A 20,015-nucleotide genomic window follows, 5' to 3' on the forward strand; every position below is an offset into this window, starting at 1 on the left:
GGCTTCCCGGGTGAGCGAGAAGAGCGACTTCACCTGGGGGCCCGCGACCGGCGTCGGGTCCATGCCCGGCGGCGACGCGCGCGAGGCCGCCAAGACCGTCACCGGGACCTTCGAGGACTTCCCGTACCTCGCCGAGCTGCCGGCCCGCGGACCCGGCGCCGACATGACCGGCCGCACGATCGGCCTGCTCGTCGAGATGTACGCCCACGTCGAGCCGAGCGGCTGGCGCATCAGCGACCGGCCCGGCCGCGACACCCGCCGCGCCCACTCCTGGCTCGGCGAGGACCTCGACGCCCTCGAGGAGTTCACCCAGGGCTACGAGGGCCCGCTCAAGGTCCAGGCCATGGGGCCGTGGACGCTCGCCGCCGCCCTGGAACTGCGCGGCGGCGAGGCCGCGCTCGGCGACGCCGGCGCCTGCCGCGACCTGGCGGCCTCCCTCGCCGAGGGCCTGCGCGGCCACCTCGCCGAACTGCGCCGGCGCATCCCCGGAGCGGCGCCCGTGCTCCAGCTCGACGAGCCCTCCCTCACCGCCGTCCTGCGCGGACAGGTCCGCACCGCCAGCGGCTACCGCACCTACCGGGCCGTGGACCGCCAGATCGTGGAGAGCACGCTGCGCGAAGTGATCGGCGTGCACGACGGCCCGGTCGTGGTCCACTCCTGCGCCCCGGACGTGCCGTTCGCGCTGCTGCGGCGGGCCGGCGCGGCGGGCGTCTCGTTCGATTTCGGACTCCTCACCGAACGTGACGAGGAGCCGGTCGGCGAGGCCGTGGAGGCCGGGACGAAGCTGTTCGCGGGCGTGGTGCCGTCCACCGACGCCGCATTGTCAGACCCGGGCGGTAGCGTCATGGGTGTCAGGACGCTGTGGCGCAGGCTGGGGCTGAATCCGGGGACTCTGGCGGAGTCCGTCGTGATCACCCCCTCGTGCGGGCTCGCGGGTGCTTCGCCCGCCTATGCCCGGGCGGCGCTCGCCCACTGCGTCCGGGCGGCGAGATCGCTCGCGGACAACCCTGAGTAACGGGAGGACGAAACGGTGGCTGTCGAACAGGGGGCCCTGCCCGCCGAGGCACGGGAGCAGCACGCACAGCTGGCCGAGCAGGTCGAGGAGCACCGCTTCCGGTACTACGTGAAGGACCAGCCGGTCATCAGCGACGCGGAGTTCGACAAGCTCCTGCGCGCGCTGGAGGCCCTGGAGGAGGAGTATCCGGCGCTGCGCACGCCGGACTCCCCGACGCAGAAGGTGGCGGGGGACTACGAGACGGGCCTGACGAAGGTCGACCACCGCGAGCGGATGCTCTCGCTGGACAACGCCTTCGACGACGCGGAGCTCGCCGCCTGGGCCGAGCGCGTCGCGCGCGACGTCGGCGCCTCCGCGTACCACTTCCTGTGCGAGCTGAAGGTCGACGGACTCGCGGTCAACCTCACGTACGAGAAGGGCCGGCTGACCCGCGCCGCCACCCGGGGCAACGGCACCACGGGCGAGGACATCACCCCCAACGCCCGGACGATCCAGGGCATTCCGGACCGCCTGAAGGGCGACCGGATCCCGGACCTCGTGGAGATCCGCGGCGAGGTCTACTTCCCGATGGAGAAGTTCGAGGAGCTCAACGCCCGCCGGATCGCCGCCGGCGAGCAGCCGTACGCCAACCCCCGCAACTCCGCCTCGGGTTCGCTGCGCCAGAAGGACCCCCGGGTCACCGCCACCCTCCCGCTGCGCATGGTCGTGCACGGCCTCGGCGCCCGCGAGGGTCTGGACATCTCCCGGCTCTCCGAGGCGTACGAGCTCCTGCGCGAGTGGGGCCTGCCGACCGCGCGGCACAACAAGGTCGTCGACTCCCTGGAGGGCGTGCGGGAGTTCATCGCGCACTTCGGCGAGCACCGGCACTCCGTGGAGCACGAGATCGACGGCGTGGTCGTCAAGCTGGACGAGATCCCGCTCCAGGGCCGGCTGGGCTCCACGGCGCGCGCCCCGCGCTGGGCGATCGCCTGGAAGTACCCGCCCGAGGAGGTCAACACCAAGCTCGTCGACATCAAGGTCGGCGTCGGCCGCACCGGCCGCGTCACGCCGTACGCGCAGGTCGAGCCGGTGACCGTGGCCGGCTCCGAGGTCGAGTTCGCCACCCTGCACAACCAGGAGGTGGTGAAGGCCAAGGGCGTGCTCATCGGCGACACGGTCGTGCTGCGCAAGGCGGGCGACGTGATCCCGGAGATCCTCGGCCCGGTCGTGGACCTGCGGGACGGCACCGAGCGCGAGTTCGTGATGCCGGCCGAGTGCCCCGAGTGCGGCACGCCGCTGCGGGCCATGAAGGAGGGCGACATCGATCTGCGCTGCCCGAACGCGCGGACGTGCCCGGCGCAGCTGCGGGAGCGGCTGTTCTTCCTGGCCGGCCGCCAGTGCCTGGACATCGAGAACTTCGGCATGGTCGCGGCGGCGGCGCTCACCCGCCCCCTGGAACCCTCCGATCCGCCGCTGGTCGACGAGGGCGATCTCTTCGACCTGACGATCGACCGGCTCCTGCCCATCAGGGCGTACGTCCGCGACCCGGACAGCGGACTGCCCAAGCGGGACCCCAAGACGGGCGAGGAGAAAGTCGTCTCCGTCTTCGCCAACCAGAAGGGCGAGCCGAAGAAGAACGCGCTGGCGATGCTGGCGAACATCGAGGCCGCCAAGCAGCGCCCGCTGGCCCGGTTCATCAACGGGCTCTCGATCCGGCACGTCGGCCCGGTCGCGGCCGAGGCGCTGGCCCGCGAGTTCCGCTCCCTGGAGCGCATCGAGCAGGCCACCGAGGCGGAGCTGGCGGCCGTCGACGGCGTCGGCGGGATCATCGCCGCGGCGGTCAAGCAGTGGTTCGAGGAGGACTGGCACCGCGAGATCGTGCGCAAGTGGCGGGCCGCCGGGGTGAGCTTCGAGGACGCGGGCGCCGGCGAGGACGAGGGCCCGCGGCCGCTGGAAGGACTGACCGTCGTGGTGACCGGCACCCTGGAGAACCACACCAGGGATGGCGCAAAAGAGGCGCTGCAAAGCCGAGGTGCGAAGGTGACCGGTTCCGTTTCGAAGAAGACGGACTTCGTCGTCGTCGGTGACAACCCGGGCTCCAAGTACGACAAGGCGATCCAGCTGAAGGTTCCGGTTCTGGACGACGCGGGCTTCGCGGTCCTGCTGGAACAGGGCCCGGAGGCCGCTCGCGAGGCCGCCGTCCCCACCCCCGAGGCCGGCTGACCCGGGTCCTCCGAACGGCCGCCCGGTTCACCCGTTCAGCGCATACCAGATCGTTACGGGTGGCCGGGTCGCATTCGGGCAAGACCTGTAGAGCGCTGCCCGCGGGACCCCTCCGCGTCCTACTGTTGAGACGTGCGCGTGGTCGCGCACGGCTGCGTGGTGGGATGTCAGCCGTGAGGGACGACCGACGGGCCCACGCGATGCATCGGCACCGCCGGCTGTGAGAGGGACGGGAATGAAACCGACCGAGAGTGCCGCCCCGGTCCCGCGGCCGCAGGCGCACGCGGGATACGCGGGCTTCGGCTCCGCGACGGCCGCCGCACTGGTGGGCGTCGCGGCCGTCGTGCTCGCCGTTGGGATCTACCGCGCCCTCACCACCGGACACGGACTCTTCCCCGGCGGCGTCGCCGGCTGGTCCTTCGCCGTGCTCACCGGACTGGTCGTCGGCCATCTGGTCGCCCTCGGCCGGGACCGCTGGTGGGGCGGCACCGGCTCCGGCGCCGCCCTCACCCTCGCCGTCCTGCTGCTGTACGGATGGGTGCCCGCCGGGCTGATCTCCCTCGCCGTCGTCCTCCTCGTCGGCGCGGCCCGCCGGCACCGCTGGCGCCAGGGCCTGCTGCACGGCGCCGCCGACGTCGTCGGCATCGGCACCGCCGCCCTCGTCCTCGCCGCCTTCGGCGACGTACCGACCGTCCACCACCCCTGGCAGCCCCTCGACTGGGGGATCGGGGCCATCCCGGAGGTGGCCCTCGCCGCCGGCGCGTACCTCGTGGTGACCCGGTTGCTCCTGTGGTACACGCTCGCCCCCCAGGGCGGCGGACTGCCCACCATCGCCCGCACCGCCCTGGTCCGGCAGGGCCTGGTCGCCGTCGCCCTGCTCGGCATCGCCCCGCTGATCTGCGTGGTCGCCGCCTCCCTGCCGATCCTGCTGCCGCTGTTCGCCGTCCCCCTGATCGCCCTCGACTCCACCCTGTGGATCGCCCGCGCCCGCGCCGAGGAGCAGCTCAAGGACCCGCTCACCGGGCTGCCCAACCGCCAGTGGCTCCTGGAGCGCACCTGGACGGCGCTGGAGGCCGCCGAGGGCGAGGGCGCCCGCTCCGCCCTCGTCCTGATCGACCTCGACCGCTTCCGCTCGGTCAACGACACGCTCGGCCACCTCGCCGGCGACCGGCTGCTGCTGCAGATAGCGGACCGGCTCAAGCTGGCGCTGCCCCGCGGCGCGGAGGCCGCCCGGCTCGGCGGCGACGAGTTCGCCGTCCTGCTGCCCGTCGCCGACTCCACCACCAGCGCCCAGCGGGTCGCCCGGCACCTCGTCGCCGAGCTCTCCTCGCCGCTCGACCTGGACGGGCTCACCCTCGTCCTGGAGGCCAGCGCCGGCGTCGCCGTCTTCCCCGACCACGCGCTCGACGCGGAGGGCCTGCTGCGCCGCGCCGACGTCGCCATGTACCAGGCCAAGCGCGACCGCACCGGCGTCGAGGTGTACGAGTCCAAGCGCGACTCCAACACGCCCGACCGGCTCGGCCTGCTCGGCGACCTGCGCCGCGCCCTGGACGCCGGCGAGGTCGAGCTGCACTACCAGCCCAAGGTCCGCTTCGACGGGCAGGTCGCCGGCCTGGAGGCCCTGGTCCGCTGGGTGCACCCGGAGCGCGGCAAGGTCCCGCCGGACGAGTTCATCGCCATCGCCGAGTCCTCCGGCCTGATGCCGCACCTCACCGAGTACGTCCTGGAGACCGCCCTCGCCCAGGTCGCCCGATGGCGCGGCCAGGGGCTGAACGTCCCCGTCGCCGTCAACGTCTCCCCGCGCGACGTGCACACCCCCGGCTTCGCCGGCGCCGTCGCCGCCCGGCTCGCCCGGCACGGCGTCCCGGCCGGCGCGCTGCAGCTGGAGATAACGGAACACGTGCTCCTGGAGGACCCGCAGCGGGCCGCCGACACCCTGGCCGGCCTCACCGGCCACGGCGTGAAGATGTCGCTCGACGACTTCGGCACCGGCTACTCCTCGCTGGTCCATCTGCGCCGCCTGCCGGTCAGCGAACTGAAGATCGACCGCTCCTTCGTCGCCCGGCTCGCGGTGGACACCGAGGACGCCGAGATCGTCCGCTGCACCGTCGACCTCGCCCACTCCCTCGGCCTGCTCGTCGTCGCCGAGGGCGTCGAGGACGACGAGACCTGGGAGCGGCTGCGGGACCTCGGCTGCGACGCCGTCCAGGGCTGGCTGGTCGCCGCCGCCATGCCCCCCGGCGAGACCACCGCCTGGCTCCGCGCCCGCGGCGAGCACGGCTGGCGCCGCCCCGCCGCGCCCCCGGCCACGGCGGACCAGCCCTCGGGCCAGGCCGTGAAGTAACGTCCCGCCCGGCGTCCTCCGCGGCCGTCCGTCCGCCCTTCGCCGCGGTCCTCCCGGGGGCCCCGTCCGCCGTCCGCCGCCGCCCCCCGAAGGGACGGCGGCGGAACGGTTTCGTGCCCCGAAGGCTCCGCCCCCTAGGATTGGCTCCAAACGACACACACTCACCCCTGAGGATCGCTGCATGCCTGGCATCACGCGCGAGGAGGTCGCCCACCTCGCCCGGCTGGCGCGTCTGGAGCTGCGAAGCGAAGAGCTCGATCACTTCGCCGGTCAGCTCGACGACATCATCGGCGCGGTCGCCCGCGTCTCCGAGGTCGCCGACCAAGACGTTCCGCCGACCTCCCACCCGCTGCCGCTGACCAACGTCATGCGCGCGGACGAGGTCCGTCCGTCGCTCACCCCCGCGCAGGCGCTCTCCGGCGCCCCGGCCCAGGAGCAGCAGCGTTTCAAGGTGCCGCAGATCCTGGGGGAGGACTAAGACCATGACGGACCACATCATCAAGCTCACCGCCGCGGAGCTCGCCGCGAAGATCGCCGCCGGCGAGCTCACGGCCGTCGAGGTCACCGAGGCCCACCTGGCCCGGATCGAGGCCGTCGACGAGAAGGTGCACGCCTTCCTGCACGTCGACCGCGAGGGCGCGCTCGCGCAGGCCCGCGCCGTCGACGCCAAGCGCGAGGCCGGCGAGAAGCTCGGCCCGCTGGCCGGCGTCCCGCTCGCCCTGAAGGACATCTTCACCACCGAGGGCGTGCCCACGACCGTCGGCTCGAAGATCCTCGAGGGCTGGATCCCGCCGTACGACGCCACCCTGACGCGCCGGCTGAAGGAGGCCGACGTCGTCATCCTCGGCAAGACCAACATGGACGAGTTCGCCATGGGGTCCTCCACCGAGAACAGCGCGTACGGCCCGACCGGCAACCCCTGGGACCTCACCCGGATCCCCGGCGGCTCCGGCGGCGGCTCCTCCGCGGCCCTCGCCGCGTACGAGGCCCCGCTCGCCATCGGCACGGACACCGGCGGCTCCATCCGCCAGCCCGCGGCCGTCACCGGCACGGTCGGCGTCAAGCCGACGTACGGCGGCGTCTCCCGCTACGGCATGGTGGCCTTCTCGTCCTCCCTGGACCAGGGCGGCCCCTGCGCCCGTACGGTCCTGGACGCGGCCCTGCTGCACGAGGTCATCGCCGGCCACGACCCGCTCGACTCGACCTCCATCGACGCCCCGGTCCCGCCGGTCGTCGAGGCCGCCCGCAACGGCTCGGTGGCCGGGATGCGCGTCGGCATCGTCAAGCAGTTCCGCGGCGAGGGCTACCAGGCCGGCGTCATGCAGCGCTTCGACGAGTCCGTCGAGCTGCTCAAGGAGCTGGGCGCCGAGATCGTCGAGCTGGACTGCCCGTCCTTCGACCTGGCGCTGGCCGCGTACTACCTGATCGCGCCGTCGGAGTGCTCCAGCAACCTGGCCCGCTTCGACGCCATGCGCTACGGCCTGCGCGTCGGCGACGACGGCACCAAGTCCGCCGAGGACGTCACGGCCCTGACCCGCGAGGCCGGTTTCGGCCCCGAGGTGAAGCGCCGCATCATGCTCGGCACGTACGCGCTCAGCTCCGGCTACTACGACGCGTACTACGGCTCCGCGCAGAAGGTCCGCACGCTCATCACGCGGGACTTCGAGAAGGCCTTCGAGCAGGTGGACGTCATCGTCTCCCCGACGACGCCGACCACCGCGTTCCCGATCGGCGAGCGCGCCGACGACCCGATGGCCATGTACCTCGCGGACCTGTGCACCATCCCGACCAACCTGGCCGGCAACGCGGCCATGTCCCTGCCCTGCGGCCTCGCGCCGGAGGACGGGCTCCCGGTCGGTCTGCAGATCATCGCCCCGGCGATGAAGGACGACCGCCTGTACAAGGTGGGTGCCGCAGTCGAGGCCGCCTTCGTCGAGCGCTGGGGTCACCCGCTGCTTGAGGAGGCTCCGTCGCTGTGAACGCCATGGCAAAGAAGGCCAAGAACTTCAAGAAGTCCAGGACCGGCCTGTACGTGTCGCTCGGCACCACCGCCTTCGGCGCGGTCAGCGTCGCCAAGCAGGCCAAGCTGGCCCGCGAGGACGGCGACGTCCTGCGACTCATCGACGCGGCCGTGTCCGCCGCCGCCATCGTCACCGGCCTCGCGATCCTCTACCGCGAGTTGAGGCGCCTGGGCGACGACGACGTCCTGCTGGGCTGAGAGGGAAAGTCTCACCGTGACCGTCACTGAACTGCTGTCGTACGAGGCGGCCCTCGCCACGTACGACCCCGTCATGGGCCTGGAGGTCCATGTCGAACTCGGCACCAGGACCAAGATGTTCTGCGGCTGCTCGACCGAGCTGGGTGCCGAGCCCAACTCCCAGACCTGCCCGACCTGTCTGGGTCTGCCCGGCGCGCTCCCGGTCGTCAACGCCATCGGCGTCGAGTCCGCCGTCAAGATCGGCCTCGCGCTGAACTGCGAGATCGCCGAGTGGTGCCGCTTCGCCCGGAAGAACTACTTCTATCCGGACATGCCGAAGAACTTCCAGACCTCCCAGTACGACGAGCCGATCGCCTTCAACGGCTACCTCGACGTCCAGCTGGAGGACGGCGAGGTCTTCCGCGTGGAGATCGAGCGCGCCCACATGGAGGAGGACACCGGCAAGTCGACGCACGTCGGCGGTGCGACGGGCCGCATCCACGGCGCGTCCCACTCCCTGCTCGACTACAACCGGGCCGGCATCCCGCTGATCGAGATCGTCACCAAGCCGATCGTCGGCGCCGGCGAGCGCGCCCCCGAGGTCGCCAAGGCGTACGTCGCCGAGTTGCGCGAGCTCATCCGGGCCCTCGGCGTGTCCGAGGCCCGCATGGAGATGGGCCAGATGCGCTGCGACGTGAACCTCTCCCTGATGCCGAAGGGCGCGGAGAAGTTCGGCACCCGCTCGGAGACCAAGAACGTCAACTCGCTGCGCTCGGTCGAGCGGGCGGTGCGGTACGAGGTCATGCGCCACGCGGCCGTGCTCCAGTCGGGCGGCTCGATCGTCCAGGAGACCCGTCACTTCCACGAGGACGACGGCTCCACGACCTCCGGCCGGGTCAAGGAGGAGGCGGAGGACTACCGCTACTTCCCCGAGCCCGACCTGGTGCCGGTCGCCCCGCCGCGCGAGTGGGTCGAGGAACTGCGCGCCGGCCTGCCGGAGCTCCCGCGGGTCCGCCGCAACCGGCTGCAGGAGGAGTGGGGCATCACCGCCCTCGACATGCAGGCGATCCTGAACGCCGGCGCGGTCGACCTCATCGTCGCCACGACCGAGGCGGGCGCCGACTCCGCCTCCGCCCGCAAGTGGTGGATGGGCGAGCTGTCCCGCAACGCCAACGAGTCGGGCGTCGCGCTCGACGAGCTGGCCATCACCCCGGCGGATGTCGCCCGGGTCTCGGCGCTGGTCGCCGAGGGCTCGCTGAACGACAAGCTGGCCCGCCAGGTCATCGAGGGCGTCCTCGCGGGCGAGGGCACGCCGGACGAGGTCGTCGAGAAGCGCGGCCTGAAGGTCGTCTCGGACGAGGGCGCGCTGACCACCGCGGTCGAGGAGGCCATCGCGGCCAACGCCGCGATCGCCGACAAGATCCGCGGCGGCAAGGTCGCCGCCGCGGGCGCCCTGGTCGGCGCCGTCATGAAGGCCACCCGAGGCCAGGCGGATGCGGCCCGCGTCAAGGAACTGATCCTGGAGAAGCTGGGCGTGAGCGAGGGCTGACGCCCGGGGCTCCCGCACCGAGGGGCGGTACGGCTGCACCCCGCAGCCGTACCGCCCCTCGGGCTTTCGACTGGGGTCCGGTGGCGTGCCCGGACTGCCATGCGGTCAAGACGCGTGGCAGCACGAGGGAGGAACTGCGCAAGCGCCTCCGCCTGCTGGCGCAGGCGCGCCACCAGGCATGGATCAGGAAGGCCTGAGGTTCCGAGTCCGGAGGCTCTCGGGGGGTGGGCGTCGCTCGCGGGCTTCTGGTGGGGCCGCCCTCTGATCGAGTGTGGCGGCCTCCAGGGGCGCGCCAAGGGCGCTCCTTCGTCGCGTCGCTTCGCGATTCCGCTGTCGCTCCACCCTTGACCCGCCCCTTCCGGCCGCTGTTTCACACTCGGAGGGCGGCCCGGGGGCCGAGCCCGCGCGGGCAGGCCGGCCGTGGCGCACGCCGTAGGCGGCCGCCGGGCCGGTGGGCGGGATTGCGCGGCAGTGGAGTGGGGTGCCCATTGCCGTCTCGGCGTTCCGGGGCCGCCCCGGGGCGCGGTCCATGCCCCGCTGGTCATTGCCGGTGGGGGCCCAGTGTGTTCGGGCGGGCGGGCGGGACGTGGGCGGGGCAAGCGGAGTGCGTCGTTTCGGTGCTGCGAACGCCCAGCCGTCGTCTCGGGAGTCACACGAGACAACACCCGCCCCACGCCTGCCCCACCCTGCTTCGCTGGTGCACGGAAACGCACGCGTGAAGTCCCCGCGGCCCCGTCCAGGGGAAGTGGGCGGCTTCACCGACCTGTTCGGTTCTTCCCGACCGGAATCTCCTCCACGGACAATGACCAGCGGGGCATGCGCCCCGGCGTCACGACGGCCGTTGAGCCGCCGAAGACGGCAATGGGCGCCCCACTCCACTGCCGCGCCCCCACAGTCAATGCCGCAGCCGCCCGCGCGGCCCCGCCACGTCACCAACCCCCTGCGCGGACCTCTGCCCCCGGCCGCCCTCCGAGAGTGCTCTTGCGCCTTCCGGCGGTGGGTCAAGGGTGGAGCGACAGCGGAATCGCGAAGCGACGCGACGGAGGAGCGCCCTTGACGCACCGCCGGAAGGCGCGACTCTCGGAAAGAGGGCGGCCGCACCAGAAGCCTGCGATTCCGGCCGACCCCGAGGGCCTCAGCGCGGGACCTCAGCTCGTCGTTGCGAGGAAAGCGGACCAGGCGCTGGGGGAGACGGTGAAGACGGGGCTGCCGTCGCCGAGCTTGGAGTCACGGACGTGCACGGCGGCGGGGTGGGCGGCCACCTCGACGCAGTCGCCACCCTCGCTGCCGGTCTCCTGTGCGTCAGCGAGCTCGCCACCTACGCGCTCCTCCACGGTGTCCCGCCGGGCCGGGGTTACCGTCTCCACCTCTATCTGGAGCGCCCCGGGCCCCTCCGCGTCGAGGTGCACGACAGCGGCGACGGCACCCCGTTTCTCCGTCCCCCCGTCCGTACCCCCGCCGACGAGTCCGGCCGCGGCCTCCTCCTCGTCTCGGCGCTCGCCGACCGCTGGGGCGTCGGCCTGCGCAACCCCGCAAGATCGTCCGGTGCGAGTTCGCCCCCGCTCCCGTCAGCGTGACGCGGACGTGCGCGGCCGGTCGAGGAGGATGAGGGGGACGGCGGCTGCCGCGAGGGCGGCGCCGATCAGGGAGAGCCGGGGGAGCGACGCGCCGCCCGCGAGGGCGGCCGCCGCCAGGACCGGGGTGAGGCTGATGCCGAGCTGGAACGCGGAGACGGTCGTCGCGCCCGCGAGGGTCGGCGCGTCGGCGGCGAGGGCGAAGACGCGCCCGTAGAGGGCCGGGTTCAGGAGGAACGCGGCGACGCCCAGGAGGAACACCGTGGGCACTGCCGTCCATGCCTGGCGGACCGCGCCGGCCATGACCACCGACAGGACGGCGATCCCCGTCGCGCCGGCGAGCAGCGCGAGGTGCGGCCGCCGGTCGGAGATCCGGCCGCCGAGGGACAGACCGGCGAAGGCGCCGACCCCGAAGAGCGCGAGGACCGCCGGGATCCAGACCTCCGGGAGAGCGGTGATCCCGGCGAGCATCGCCGCCAGGTAGTTGAACGTGATCATGTACGCGGCCGTGGTCAGGATCGTGACCGCGTACACGCCCCACAGCCTCGGCCTGCGCATCGCCGCGAGCTCCTGCCCGACGCTCCGGCCGGCCGGCCGTCCGGTGTCCGCGTCGGCGGGCAGGCCGACGAGGCAGCCGGCCGTTCCCGCGAGGGTGAGGACCACCACGGCCCAGAAGCCGCCGCGCCATTCGGTGAAGTGGCTGAGCAGCGTGCCCGCCGGGCCCCCGGCGACCATCGCCACGCTCAGCCCGCTGACCACGACGCCCGACGCCCGCGCGTTCCGGTCCGGCGTCACCAGGCCGATCGCGGTCACCGAGGCGACGGCGAAGAAGCCCGCGTACGCGATCCCCGCGACCACCCGCGTCACCAGCAGCACCCGGTAGTCGCCCAGCAGCCCCAGGGCGATGCTCGCCGCGAAGAGGCCCTGCGCCGCCAGCAACGCGGTGCGGCGGGGCCAGCGCAGGCTGAGCACGGCGAACGGCGGCCCGCCCACCACGACGCCCAGCGCGAATCCGGTGATCAGGAACCCCGCCGAGGAGAGCGAGACGCCCAGATCGTCCGCCACCGCGGGCAGGACGCCGGCGAGCAGGAACTCGGCGGTCCCCATCGCGAACAGGCTGAAGGCGAGCAGGTACACGCCGGCGGGCAGCCTGCCGGAACGCCCTCCCGGCGCGGTCGGCGCGTTCGGCGGGGTGGGGGCCGTGCGGTCGTCCATCAGATCCATGTGGATCACCTCCACCGGGAGGATCGCGAGAACCGGCCGATTCCGGCGAACTCCGTTGCCGTTTCCGGGACATCGGGCTTGGCTGGCCCCATGGCTCCCATGGACCGGCAACCGAGCGTCGACGCCGTGATCGAGCAGATCGCTCCCCGGCTGCGCCGCGCCCGCGAGAAGAAGAACGTCAGCCTGGCCGAACTGTCGCGCGCCACGGGCATCTCGACCAGCACCCTCTCCCGGCTGGAGTCGTCCCAGCGCAAGCCCAGCCTGGAGCTCCTGCTGCCCATCACCGCGGCGCTGGGCCTGCCCCTCGACGAGATCGTCGCCGCGCCGCGGATCCTCGACCCGCGCGTGCCGCAGGAGCCCACCCGCAAGGACGGCCGCGTGCTGATCCCGCTGTCGCGGCAGCAGGCGGAGCCGCGCGCGTACAAGATGACCATCCCGGCCCACGACGAGGAACCCCACCTGCGGACGCACGAGGGCCACGAGTGGCTCTACGTGCTCCGCGGGCGGCTCCGGGTGCGGCTCGCCGACCAGGACTTCGTGATGGGCGCTGGGGAGGCGGCCGAGTTCGACTGCCGGATCCCGCACTGGTTCGGCGCCGCCGGGCGCGGCAGCGTCGAACTGCTCAGCCTCTTCGGCAAGCAGGGCGAACGCATCCACCTCCGCACGCCGCGCCGCTGAAGCCGCCCCGCCACCCGCAGCCCGGCCCCGCCCCGCCGCCCCGGCGTCACGCGCCCGGGCGGGGCGCCGCGGCGGACGGGTGAATGCGGCGGCGCGCGGCTTCCCCCCGACCCTCCCGGCGGCGACGCTTCCGTCATGCATGTCGTCAGCCAGGTCTTCGCCCTGATCGCCGCCGCGGTCCACATCTTCGTCTGGCCGCTGGAGAGCTTCGCCTACAGCAGGCGTCCCTGGGTCCGGGAGTTCCTCACCGGCAGCACGGCGGACGCACCCGAGGTCCGCCTGTGGCGCTTCAACGTCGGGTTCTACAACCTCTTCCTGGCCCTCGGCATGATCGCCGGCTTCGTCGCGCTCCACGCGGACGCCGTGACCGAGGGCCGCACGCTGATCGTCTACCTCTCCTTCTTCATGGTCGCGGGCGGCATCACGCTCTTCGTCTCCGACCCGAACCTCTGGCGCGGCTCCCTGGGACAGGCCGTACCGGGTGCGGTCGTCCTCCTCACCGAACTGCTGACCTCCTAGAGCCGAGCCCGGCCTGATCCGCAGAGCCGAGCCCGGCCTGATCCCGCTTGGACTCCCGTCGCGGACCCTTGGACGTTCACCACCAGTCCGTCGCCGGGTCTTCTCGCGGTCATCCCGTCTCACTACCGTCCCCGCCGTACCAGCCCGCGGTCCGAAGGCGAGCCGCGGGTCGTCGAGTGGAGGTCGGTCGTGTCGGCGGAGATTTCGCGCAGGAAGCTGTTCGCGTGGGGAGGCGGCGCGCTCGGCGTCGCCGCGGCGGGGTCGCTGCTGCCGCCGTCGCTGCAGGCCGCGATGGCGGCCGAGCCGCCGGCCGGCGGGCTCTCCGCCGTGAAGCACGTGGTGATCCTCATGCAGGAGAACCGGTCCTTCGACCACTACTTCGGCACCTTGCGCGGCGTCCGCGGCTTCTCCGACCGCAACGCCGTCGAGCTGCCCTCCGGCAGGCCGGTCTTCGAGCAGCCCGCCGCCCTGGGCCGCACCGTCCTGCCGTTCCCGATCCGCGGCGCCGCCGAGACGCAGAAGAAGGACCTGCAGTACATCGGCGACCTCGACCACTCCTGGAGCGGCGGCGCCAAGGCGTGGCGGAGCGGCTGGATGGACGGCTGGGTCACCGCCAAGACGGCGGCCACCATGGCGTACTACGACCGCCAGGACCTGCCGCTGCACTACGAGCTCGCCGACACGTTCACCGTCTGCGACGCCTACCACTCCTCCATCCACACCTCCACCAGCCCCAACCGCAACCACCTGTGGTCCGGCTGGACCGGCTTCGAGGCCGACGGCAGCCGCGCCGTCACCAATGCCGCGTACGCCGAGGGCACCCACCCCGGGTACGCCTGGCCCACCTACGCCGAGCGCCTGGAGGCCGCGGGGCGGAGCTGGAAGACGTACACGGAGTGGGAGAACTTCACCGACAACAACATCGAGTTCTTCACCTCCTTCAAGAAGCTCGCGCGCAAGGCCCTCGCCCACACCGGCGGCCACACCTACATGGAGTCCTTCTACGCCGCCGTCCGCGACACCGAGGACCCGGCGGAGCGGGACCGCCTGCTCGACGCCCTGGAGCGAGGCGTCGCCGGGCTGACCGACGCCGAGCGCTCGCTGTTCGAGCGCGGGCTGCGCCGCGTCCCCACCGGCACCCTCGCCGACGCCTTCCGCGCCGACGTCGCCGCCGGCACGCTGCCCGAGGTCTCGTACCTCGTGCCCTCCGCGGTCGACTCCGAGCACCCCGGCTCCTCCTCGCCGATCGCCTCCGCCACCCTCGTCTACCAGGTGCTCGACGCCCTCGGATCGCACCCGGACGTCTGGCGGCACACCGTGCTGCTGATCAACTACGACGAGAACGACGGCTTCTTCGACCACGTCCCGCCGCCCGTCCCGCCCGTCTCCGACCCCGACGAGCGGTACAAGGGGCTGCCCACCGGTCTCGGCATCCGCGTGCCGCTTCTGGTGATCTCGCCCTGGTCGGTCGGCGGCTACGTCTGCTCCGAAGTGTTCGACCACACCTCCGTCGTCCGGTTCCTGGAGACCTGGACCGGCGTCCGCGAGCCGAACATCACCCCCTGGCGCCGCCGCGTCACCGGCGACCTCACCTCCGCCTTCGACTTCCGCCGCTCCCACCGGCAGCCCCCGGTCGAGCAGCCCGGCCCGGTCCCGCCGTTCAGCGGCCGCTGGCGGCCCCAGCCGCCGCTGGTGCAGAGGATGCCCGTCCAGGAGCCCGGCACCCGGCCCGCCCGCCCGCTGCCGTACCAGCCGGACGCGTACGGCACGGTCGACGGCGTCACGATGACCGTCCGGCTCCGCAACACCGGCCGGGCCGCGGCGCCCCTCGCCCTGTACCCGTACGCGGGCGAGTTCGACGTCCCGCAGCACACCGACGTCCGCGGCGCCGCCGAGTGGACCGTCCCGCTCGCCGGGGCCCGCTACCGCTTCACGATCACCGGCCCGAACGGCTTCCGCCGCGAGTTCGAGGGCCCGGCCGCAAGCCCCGCCGAGCTGACCAGCCGGATCGACCACGAGGACCGCGACCTGCACCTCACGCTCCGCAACACCTCCGGCGCCCCGCTCACCTACACCGTGCGCCCGCTCGGCTACGTCGACGAGGCGGACCTCGCCGACTGGACCCGGACGATCACGGTCAGGCCCGGCCGGGAGCGCACGGTCGTCCACTCCGCGGCCGACGCGCACGGCTGGTACGACGTCGAGGTCACCGCCCCGGACGGCTTCCGCCGCCGGTTGATGGGGCACATCGAGAACGGACGGCCGAGCGTCTCGGGCTGACCGGATCCCGACGGCGGGGGTGGCGGGGAGTTCCCGTCGGGTCACCCCTGTGAGGATCGACACGAAAGGGGCAAAGGATCACCTTTGCCTGCGACAGTGTTTCCTGGCAGGCCATCGCTCGGCCTCCCCCAGACCCCCACCAGGGAGCACGTCCTTTGGCCGCCATCGCCCGGTGGTGCATCAAGCACCGACTCCTCGCCGTCCTGCTCTGGCTCGCCGCCCTCGCCGGCGTCACGACCGCCGCCGCGGTCGCGGGCAGCGCGTACTCGAACGACTACGAGGTCCCCGGCACCGAGTCCGGCCGCGCCACCGCCCTGCTGGAACGGGGCTTCCCCGGCTCCGGCGGCGACAGCGACACCGTCGTCTGGCACACCGACCGCGGCTCCGTGCGGGCCGTGGCGGTCGAGCAGCGCGTGACCGCCATGCTCGACGAGGTCGCCGGGCTGCCCGGCGTCTCCTCCGTCACCGGCCCGTACGACGGCCCCGCCGGCCAGGCGCAGATCAGCGAGGACGGGCGTACGGCGTACGCCACCGTCACCTTCCGCGAGGCGGCGGGCGACGTCACCCAGGCCCAGGCGCAGGCGCTCGTCGACACCGCGAAGGAGGCCGCGGGCGACGGCCTGCGGGTCGAGCTCGGCGGCGAGGCCGTGAAGAAGACCGAGAAGCAGGACGGCCACATGGCCGAGGCCGTCGGCGTCGCCGTCGCGGCCGTGGTCCTCTTCCTCGCCTTCGGCTCGCTCGCCGCCAGCGCCCTGCCCATCGCGACCGCCCTGGTCAGCGTCGGCATCGCGTACGGCGGGATCGTGCTGCTCGGCCATGTGATGACCGTGGCCGACTTCGCCCCGATGCTCGGCATGCTCATCGGTCTCGGCGTCGGCATCGACTACGCGCTGTTCATCGTCACCCGGCACCGCAGGGGCCTGAAACGCGGCCTGAGCGTGGCGGAGGCCGCCGAGAACGCCGTGGCCACCACCGGCCGCGCCGTGGTCTTCGCCGGCGCGACCGTCTGCATCGCCCTGCTCGGCATGCTCATCCTGCGGCTCGGGTTCCTCAACGGCGTCGCCCTCGCCGCCTCGCTGACCGTCGTCCTCACCGTCGCCGCGTCCGTGACCCTGCTGCCCGCGCTGCTGTCCTTCATCGGGCCGCGCGCGCTCAGCCGCCGCGAGCGCCGACGGCTCGCCGAGCACGGCCCGGAGCCCGAGCTGCCCACCGGCTTCGCCGCCCGCTGGTCCGCCTTCGTCGAGCGACACCCCCGGCTGCTGGGCGGGGTCGCCGCCGTCGTGATGGCCGTGCTGACGCTGCCCGCCTTCACGCTCCACCTGGGCAGCTCCGACCAGGGCAACAACCCCGTCGGCTCCACCACCCGGCAGGCGTACGACCTGCTCGCCGAGGGCTTCGGCCCGGGCGTCAACGGGCCGCTCACCCTCGTCGCCGGCATCGACGGCGCCGACGACCGGCTGGCGCTGGGCGAACTGCCCGCGAAGCTGGCCGCCACCAAGGGCGTCGCCTCGGTCTCCCCGGTGACGTACAACGGCACCGGCGACACCGCCGTGGTCACCGTCGTACCGGAGACGAGCCCGCAGTCCGAGGCCACCAGCGAGCTGGTCGACCGGCTCCGCGGCGACGTCGTGCCCGAGACCGTGGCCGGCACCTCGCTCGAGGTCCACGTGGGCGGCTTCACCGCCTCCATGGACGACTTCGCCGAGATCATCGTCGGCAAGCTGCCGCTGTTCGTCGGCGTCGTCGTGGCGCTCGGCTGTCTGCTGCTCCTGCTCGCCTTCCGCTCCGTCGTGATCGCGCTGAAGGCCGCACTGATGAACGTGATGGCCGTCGCCGCCGCGTTCGGCGTCGTCGTGGCGGTCTTCCAGTGGGGCTGGGGCAGCGAGCTGCTCGGCCTCGGCAGCGCGGGGCCGATCGAGCCCTTCCTGCCGGTGATCATGGTCTCGGTGCTGTTCGGCCTCTCCATGGACTACCAGGTCTTCCTGATGAGCCGGATGTACGAGGAGTGGCTGGAGACCGGCGACAACCGGCGCGCGGTACGCGTCGGCCTCGCCGAGACCAGCCGCGTGATCAACTCCGCGGCGGTCATCATGATCTCCGTCTTCCTCGCCTTCGTGCTCTCCGGCGACCGGGTCGTCGCGATGTTCGGCATCGCGCTCGCCGCCGCCGTCGCGCTCGACGCCTTCGTGCTGCGCACCCTGCTCGTGCCCGCGCTCATGCACATGCTCGGCGGCGCGAACTGGTGGCTGCCCCGCTGGCTGGACCGCCGGATGCCCCGGATCAGCATCGAACCGCCGGAGTGCCGCGCCGCGGCGGACGGTCGTGCCAAGATCACTGCGGAGACGCCGGCGCGGATACCCGCGCAGCGCGTGACGGCAGCGACCGAGGAGACGCACGACGATGTTCGCGATACGACTGGGTGACGACGCCGAACTGCGGCCCCTGGAGCCGTGGCGGGCGGAGGAGTTCCTCGCCCACATGGACCGGGGCCGCGAGTTCATCGGCCGGTACATCGCGCTGGCGGACGCCAACAAGGACCTCGACGCGGCCCGCGCCTTCCTGCGCGCCTACGCCGACAAGGCCGCGTCCGACACCGGCCGGATCTACGGCATCTGGGCCGACGGCACCCTCGTCGGCGGTGTCCTGTTCCGCACCATGGACGTGACTCTCGGCACCGCCGAGGCCGGCTGCTGGCTGGAACCCGCCGCCGTCGGCAAGGGCCTGGTCACCCGTGCCGCCCGGGTGATCATCGACTGGGCGGTCGAGGAGCGCGGCATCCACCGCGTCGAATGGCTCGTCGCCGCCGGCAACGAGGCCAGCGTCGGCGTCGCCCGGCGCCTCGGCATGACGAAGGACGGCGTGCTGCGCGAGAGCTACCCGTACCGCGGCAAGCGCCACGACATCGAGGTCTGGTCGGTACTCGCCCCGGAGTGGCGGGCGGCCCGCAAGTCCGACTGACGCGGCGGGGAGCGGCGTCAGGGGAAGAGCTGGATGCCCGTGAACGCCAGCGCGCCCGCCATGAAGGAGCAGAGGGAGAACATCCGCATCCTGCGCACGGCGCGGACGCGGGACCTCAGCTCCTTGCGGACGTTCGCCATCGTCCCCATGACCACGATCTTCGTGTCGCTCGGGTGATGGACCAGGGGGTACGGGTCGCCGACCACGAACCCGGGGCCGGCGATCTCGTACCTGCTGTGCGTGCCGCGCTCGCCGTCCGCGGTCCTGAACTCGTAGAGGGTGTTCACGGAGCCGGGAGTGCTCGTCGGCACCAGGCTCACCAGCTCCGCCTGCGTCTCGACGCCGGACTCGGCCAGCTCCCGCATCTGCTTCCGCTCCGCGCTCAGCACCCTGGTGAGCACCAGGCCGAAGACGCAGGCCACCGGCCCGGCGATTGCGAACAGTGAGAGCACGACGATGACCACCATGGGGACGAACCGTACGGCACCACGAAACCCTGCAGGAACCCCCACACCCCCTTCACCGGGCAGGACGGCGGCCCGTACGATCACGCGCATGTCGATCACCTCGCCCCTGCCCGTGCTCCACGGTGACCAGGACACCGAACTCCGCGGCGACGGCGAGGTGCTGACGCTGCGCCGCCCCGACGAGGAGCTGCGCATCCCCTTCGCGGCGATCGCCCGGGTCCGGGCGGACAGGCGGCAGCTCGCCGTCGAGCTGACCGCGCCGGCCGGGGCCGCGCCGACCGTGTACCGGGTCGAGGACGTGAGCGCGGCCGCCGCCGTGATCTTCGCGGACGCGGTGAACGCGGCGCTGCCCGCACGCGGTCCGGGCGACGAGGCCGTCGACGGCGCCACGCTCGTCGTCACCCGCAGCCTGAGGGTCGCCGTCGACGAGAGCGAACTGCCGGACGACGACGCGACGCCGGCCGCGTATATCCGCGGGGGGTACGCCGCCGCGGCCCTGGTCGCGCTCCTCGCCGCGCTCGTGTGGTCCGTCGGCGAGGACCCCAGCCGCGCCATCGCCACCCTGCTGGTCGCCATGCCCGGCGTGGCCATCGCGACCTACGCCGCCCCGGGCATCCACATGGTGTGGCGGCGGTGGTACCTGTTCCGCCACGGCGTCACCGTGGACGGGCGGCACGTCTACCGGCACGGCACCACCACCAACGCCTACGTGGCCACCGACGGCGTGACCCGCTACGTCCGGGGCAGCAACGGGGGCCGCTCCATCCAGGTCGCCTACGATCCGCGCGACCCGGCGCGGGCGGTCGTCCGCCGGGGCCCGGAGTGGGTGAGGGAGGAGGTGGGGCCCCTCTCGTTCTTCCTGGGCGTCGGGGCGTTCTTCCTCTGCGGCGCCTGCCTCCTGGCCCTGCCCGCGTTCCGGGGCTGACGCCGCGGGGGATGGCGCGAGGGCGTCCTAAGTCCCGGGGGGCGGCGCCCTAAGGACCCCCGTACGCGGAACATCCGGCACTC

15 protein-coding genes and 2 pseudogenes are annotated in these 20,015 nt (G+C 72.9%); 14 read left to right on the forward strand and 3 right to left on the reverse strand.

The genetic code is table 11. The features are described from left to right. Positions 1 to 10 precede the first annotated feature (10 nt). The 7 genes from ACNJ93_RS22740 to gatB all read left to right on the forward strand — a co-directional run bounded on the left by ACNJ93_RS22740 (position 11) and on the right by gatB (position 9,307). Positions 11 to 1,015, forward strand: coding sequence for a methionine synthase (locus ACNJ93_RS22740; protein WP_418959277.1), 1,005 nt, complete (start codon positions 11 to 13; stop codon positions 1,013 to 1,015). 15 nt (positions 1,016 to 1,030) lie between these two features. After that, the gene (ligA, locus tag ACNJ93_RS22745; RefSeq protein WP_418959278.1) at positions 1,031 to 3,217 is read left to right on the forward strand and encodes an NAD-dependent DNA ligase LigA; all 2,187 of its coding nucleotides are present in this window, start codon (positions 1,031 to 1,033) and stop codon (positions 3,215 to 3,217) included. Positions 3,218 to 3,452: 235 nt separating this feature from the next. Then, positions 3,453 to 5,561, forward strand: coding sequence for a putative bifunctional diguanylate cyclase/phosphodiesterase (locus ACNJ93_RS22750; protein ID WP_418959279.1), 2,109 nt, complete (start codon positions 3,453 to 3,455; stop codon positions 5,559 to 5,561). A 181-nt stretch (positions 5,562 to 5,742) separates the two neighbouring features. Beyond that, positions 5,743 to 6,039 (forward strand): Asp-tRNA(Asn)/Glu-tRNA(Gln) amidotransferase subunit GatC, encoded by a 297-nt coding sequence (gene gatC / locus ACNJ93_RS22755; RefSeq protein WP_418959280.1) that lies wholly within the window; start codon positions 5,743 to 5,745, stop codon positions 6,037 to 6,039. A 4-nt stretch (positions 6,040 to 6,043) separates the two neighbouring features. Next, the gene (gene gatA / locus ACNJ93_RS22760) at positions 6,044 to 7,540 is read left to right on the forward strand and encodes an Asp-tRNA(Asn)/Glu-tRNA(Gln) amidotransferase subunit GatA (RefSeq protein ID WP_418959281.1); all 1,497 of its coding nucleotides are present in this window, start codon (positions 6,044 to 6,046) and stop codon (positions 7,538 to 7,540) included. Positions 7,541 to 7,545: 5 nt separating this feature from the next. Continuing rightward, complete coding sequence (locus ACNJ93_RS22765; protein ID WP_418961494.1) at positions 7,546 to 7,779, forward strand: hypothetical protein; 234 nt, start codon at positions 7,546 to 7,548, stop codon at positions 7,777 to 7,779. A 16-nt stretch (positions 7,780 to 7,795) separates the two neighbouring features. Then, complete coding sequence (gatB, locus tag ACNJ93_RS22770) at positions 7,796 to 9,307, forward strand: Asp-tRNA(Asn)/Glu-tRNA(Gln) amidotransferase subunit GatB (RefSeq protein ID WP_418959282.1); 1,512 nt, start codon at positions 7,796 to 7,798, stop codon at positions 9,305 to 9,307. A 1,148-nt stretch (positions 9,308 to 10,455) separates the two neighbouring features. On the opposite strand, the pseudogene ACNJ93_RS22775 reads toward gatB, so the two are convergent. Then, a pseudogene (locus ACNJ93_RS22775) lies at positions 10,456 to 10,599 on the reverse strand (DUF397 domain-containing protein); the annotation flags it as partial. On the opposite strand from ACNJ93_RS22775, the pseudogene ACNJ93_RS22780 reads away from it, so the two are divergent. Further along, a pseudogene (locus tag ACNJ93_RS22780) lies at positions 10,600 to 10,916 on the forward strand (ATP-binding protein); the annotation flags it as partial. Here ACNJ93_RS22780 and ACNJ93_RS22785 read toward each other — a convergent pair. Beyond that, positions 10,876 to 12,105, reverse strand: a complete 1,230-nt coding sequence (locus tag ACNJ93_RS22785; RefSeq protein WP_418959283.1) for an MFS transporter — start codon at positions 12,103 to 12,105, stop codon at positions 10,876 to 10,878. The pseudogene ACNJ93_RS22780 and the gene ACNJ93_RS22785 overlap by 41 nt on opposite strands. Before the next feature lie 99 nt (positions 12,106 to 12,204). Here ACNJ93_RS22785 and ACNJ93_RS22790 point away from each other — a divergent pair, with 99 nt between their 5' ends. The 5 genes from ACNJ93_RS22790 to ACNJ93_RS22810 all read left to right on the forward strand — a co-directional run bounded on the left by ACNJ93_RS22790 (position 12,205) and on the right by ACNJ93_RS22810 (position 18,540). After that, complete coding sequence (locus tag ACNJ93_RS22790; protein WP_418961495.1) at positions 12,205 to 12,783, forward strand: helix-turn-helix domain-containing protein; 579 nt, start codon at positions 12,205 to 12,207, stop codon at positions 12,781 to 12,783. A gap of 135 nt (positions 12,784 to 12,918) precedes the next feature. Then, positions 12,919 to 13,302: a DUF1304 domain-containing protein gene (locus ACNJ93_RS22795; protein ID WP_418959284.1), complete on the forward strand. Its 384-nt coding sequence runs from the start codon at positions 12,919 to 12,921 to the stop codon at positions 13,300 to 13,302. A gap of 189 nt (positions 13,303 to 13,491) precedes the next feature. Continuing rightward, positions 13,492 to 15,582 (forward strand): phosphocholine-specific phospholipase C, encoded by a 2,091-nt coding sequence (locus ACNJ93_RS22800; RefSeq protein WP_418959285.1) that lies wholly within the window; start codon positions 13,492 to 13,494, stop codon positions 15,580 to 15,582. Between the two features lie 155 nt (positions 15,583 to 15,737). Further along, positions 15,738 to 18,005, forward strand: coding sequence for an MMPL family transporter (locus ACNJ93_RS22805; RefSeq protein ID WP_418959286.1), 2,268 nt, complete (start codon positions 15,738 to 15,740; stop codon positions 18,003 to 18,005). Continuing rightward, positions 17,983 to 18,540 (forward strand): GNAT family N-acetyltransferase, encoded by a 558-nt coding sequence (locus ACNJ93_RS22810; RefSeq protein WP_418959287.1) that lies wholly within the window; start codon positions 17,983 to 17,985, stop codon positions 18,538 to 18,540. The genes ACNJ93_RS22805 and ACNJ93_RS22810 overlap by 23 nt, the downstream gene beginning before the upstream one ends. Positions 18,541 to 18,557: 17 nt before the next feature. On the opposite strand, the gene ACNJ93_RS22815 is transcribed toward ACNJ93_RS22810, so the two are convergent. Continuing rightward, a complete protein-coding gene (locus ACNJ93_RS22815) occupies positions 18,558 to 19,007 on the reverse strand; it encodes a hypothetical protein (protein WP_418959288.1) in 450 nt (149 codons plus the stop codon). Positions 19,008 to 19,095: 88 nt separating this feature from the next. Between ACNJ93_RS22815 and ACNJ93_RS22820 the strand changes: the two genes are divergently transcribed. Beyond that, positions 19,096 to 19,932, forward strand: coding sequence for a DUF3592 domain-containing protein (locus tag ACNJ93_RS22820; RefSeq protein WP_418959289.1), 837 nt, complete (start codon positions 19,096 to 19,098; stop codon positions 19,930 to 19,932). The last annotated feature ends 83 nt before the right edge of the window (positions 19,933 to 20,015 follow it).

Origin of the sequence: Streptomyces tritici (assembly GCF_048500665.1) — a bacterium.
Taxonomy (GTDB): domain Bacteria; phylum Actinomycetota; class Actinomycetes; order Streptomycetales; family Streptomycetaceae; genus Streptomyces; species Streptomyces tritici.

Bases quoted from the DNA above. Each gene is read 5' to 3' on its own strand.
- ACNJ93_RS22750 (WP_418959279.1), top strand. From the start codon at position 3,453: ATGAAACCGACCGAGAGTGCCGCCCCGGTCCCGCGGCCGCAGGCGCAC.
- gatC (WP_418959280.1), top strand. From the start codon at position 5,743: ATGCCTGGCATCACGCGCGAGGAGGTCGCCCACCTCGCCCGGCTGGCG.
- gatA (WP_418959281.1), top strand. From the start codon at position 6,044: ATGACGGACCACATCATCAAGCTCACCGCCGCGGAGCTCGCCGCGAAG.
- ACNJ93_RS22765 (WP_418961494.1), top strand. From the start codon at position 7,546: ATGGCAAAGAAGGCCAAGAACTTCAAGAAGTCCAGGACCGGCCTGTAC.
- ACNJ93_RS22785 (WP_418959283.1), bottom strand. From the start codon at position 12,105: ATGGATCTGATGGACGACCGCACGGCCCCCACCCCGCCGAACGCGCCG.
- ACNJ93_RS22790 (WP_418961495.1), top strand. From the start codon at position 12,205: ATGGACCGGCAACCGAGCGTCGACGCCGTGATCGAGCAGATCGCTCCC.
- ACNJ93_RS22795 (WP_418959284.1), top strand. From the start codon at position 12,919: ATGCATGTCGTCAGCCAGGTCTTCGCCCTGATCGCCGCCGCGGTCCAC.
- ACNJ93_RS22810 (WP_418959287.1), top strand. From the start codon at position 17,983: ATGTTCGCGATACGACTGGGTGACGACGCCGAACTGCGGCCCCTGGAG.
- ACNJ93_RS22815 (WP_418959288.1), bottom strand. From the start codon at position 19,007: ATGGTGGTCATCGTCGTGCTCTCACTGTTCGCAATCGCCGGGCCGGTG.
- ACNJ93_RS22820 (WP_418959289.1), top strand. From the start codon at position 19,096: ATGTCGATCACCTCGCCCCTGCCCGTGCTCCACGGTGACCAGGACACC.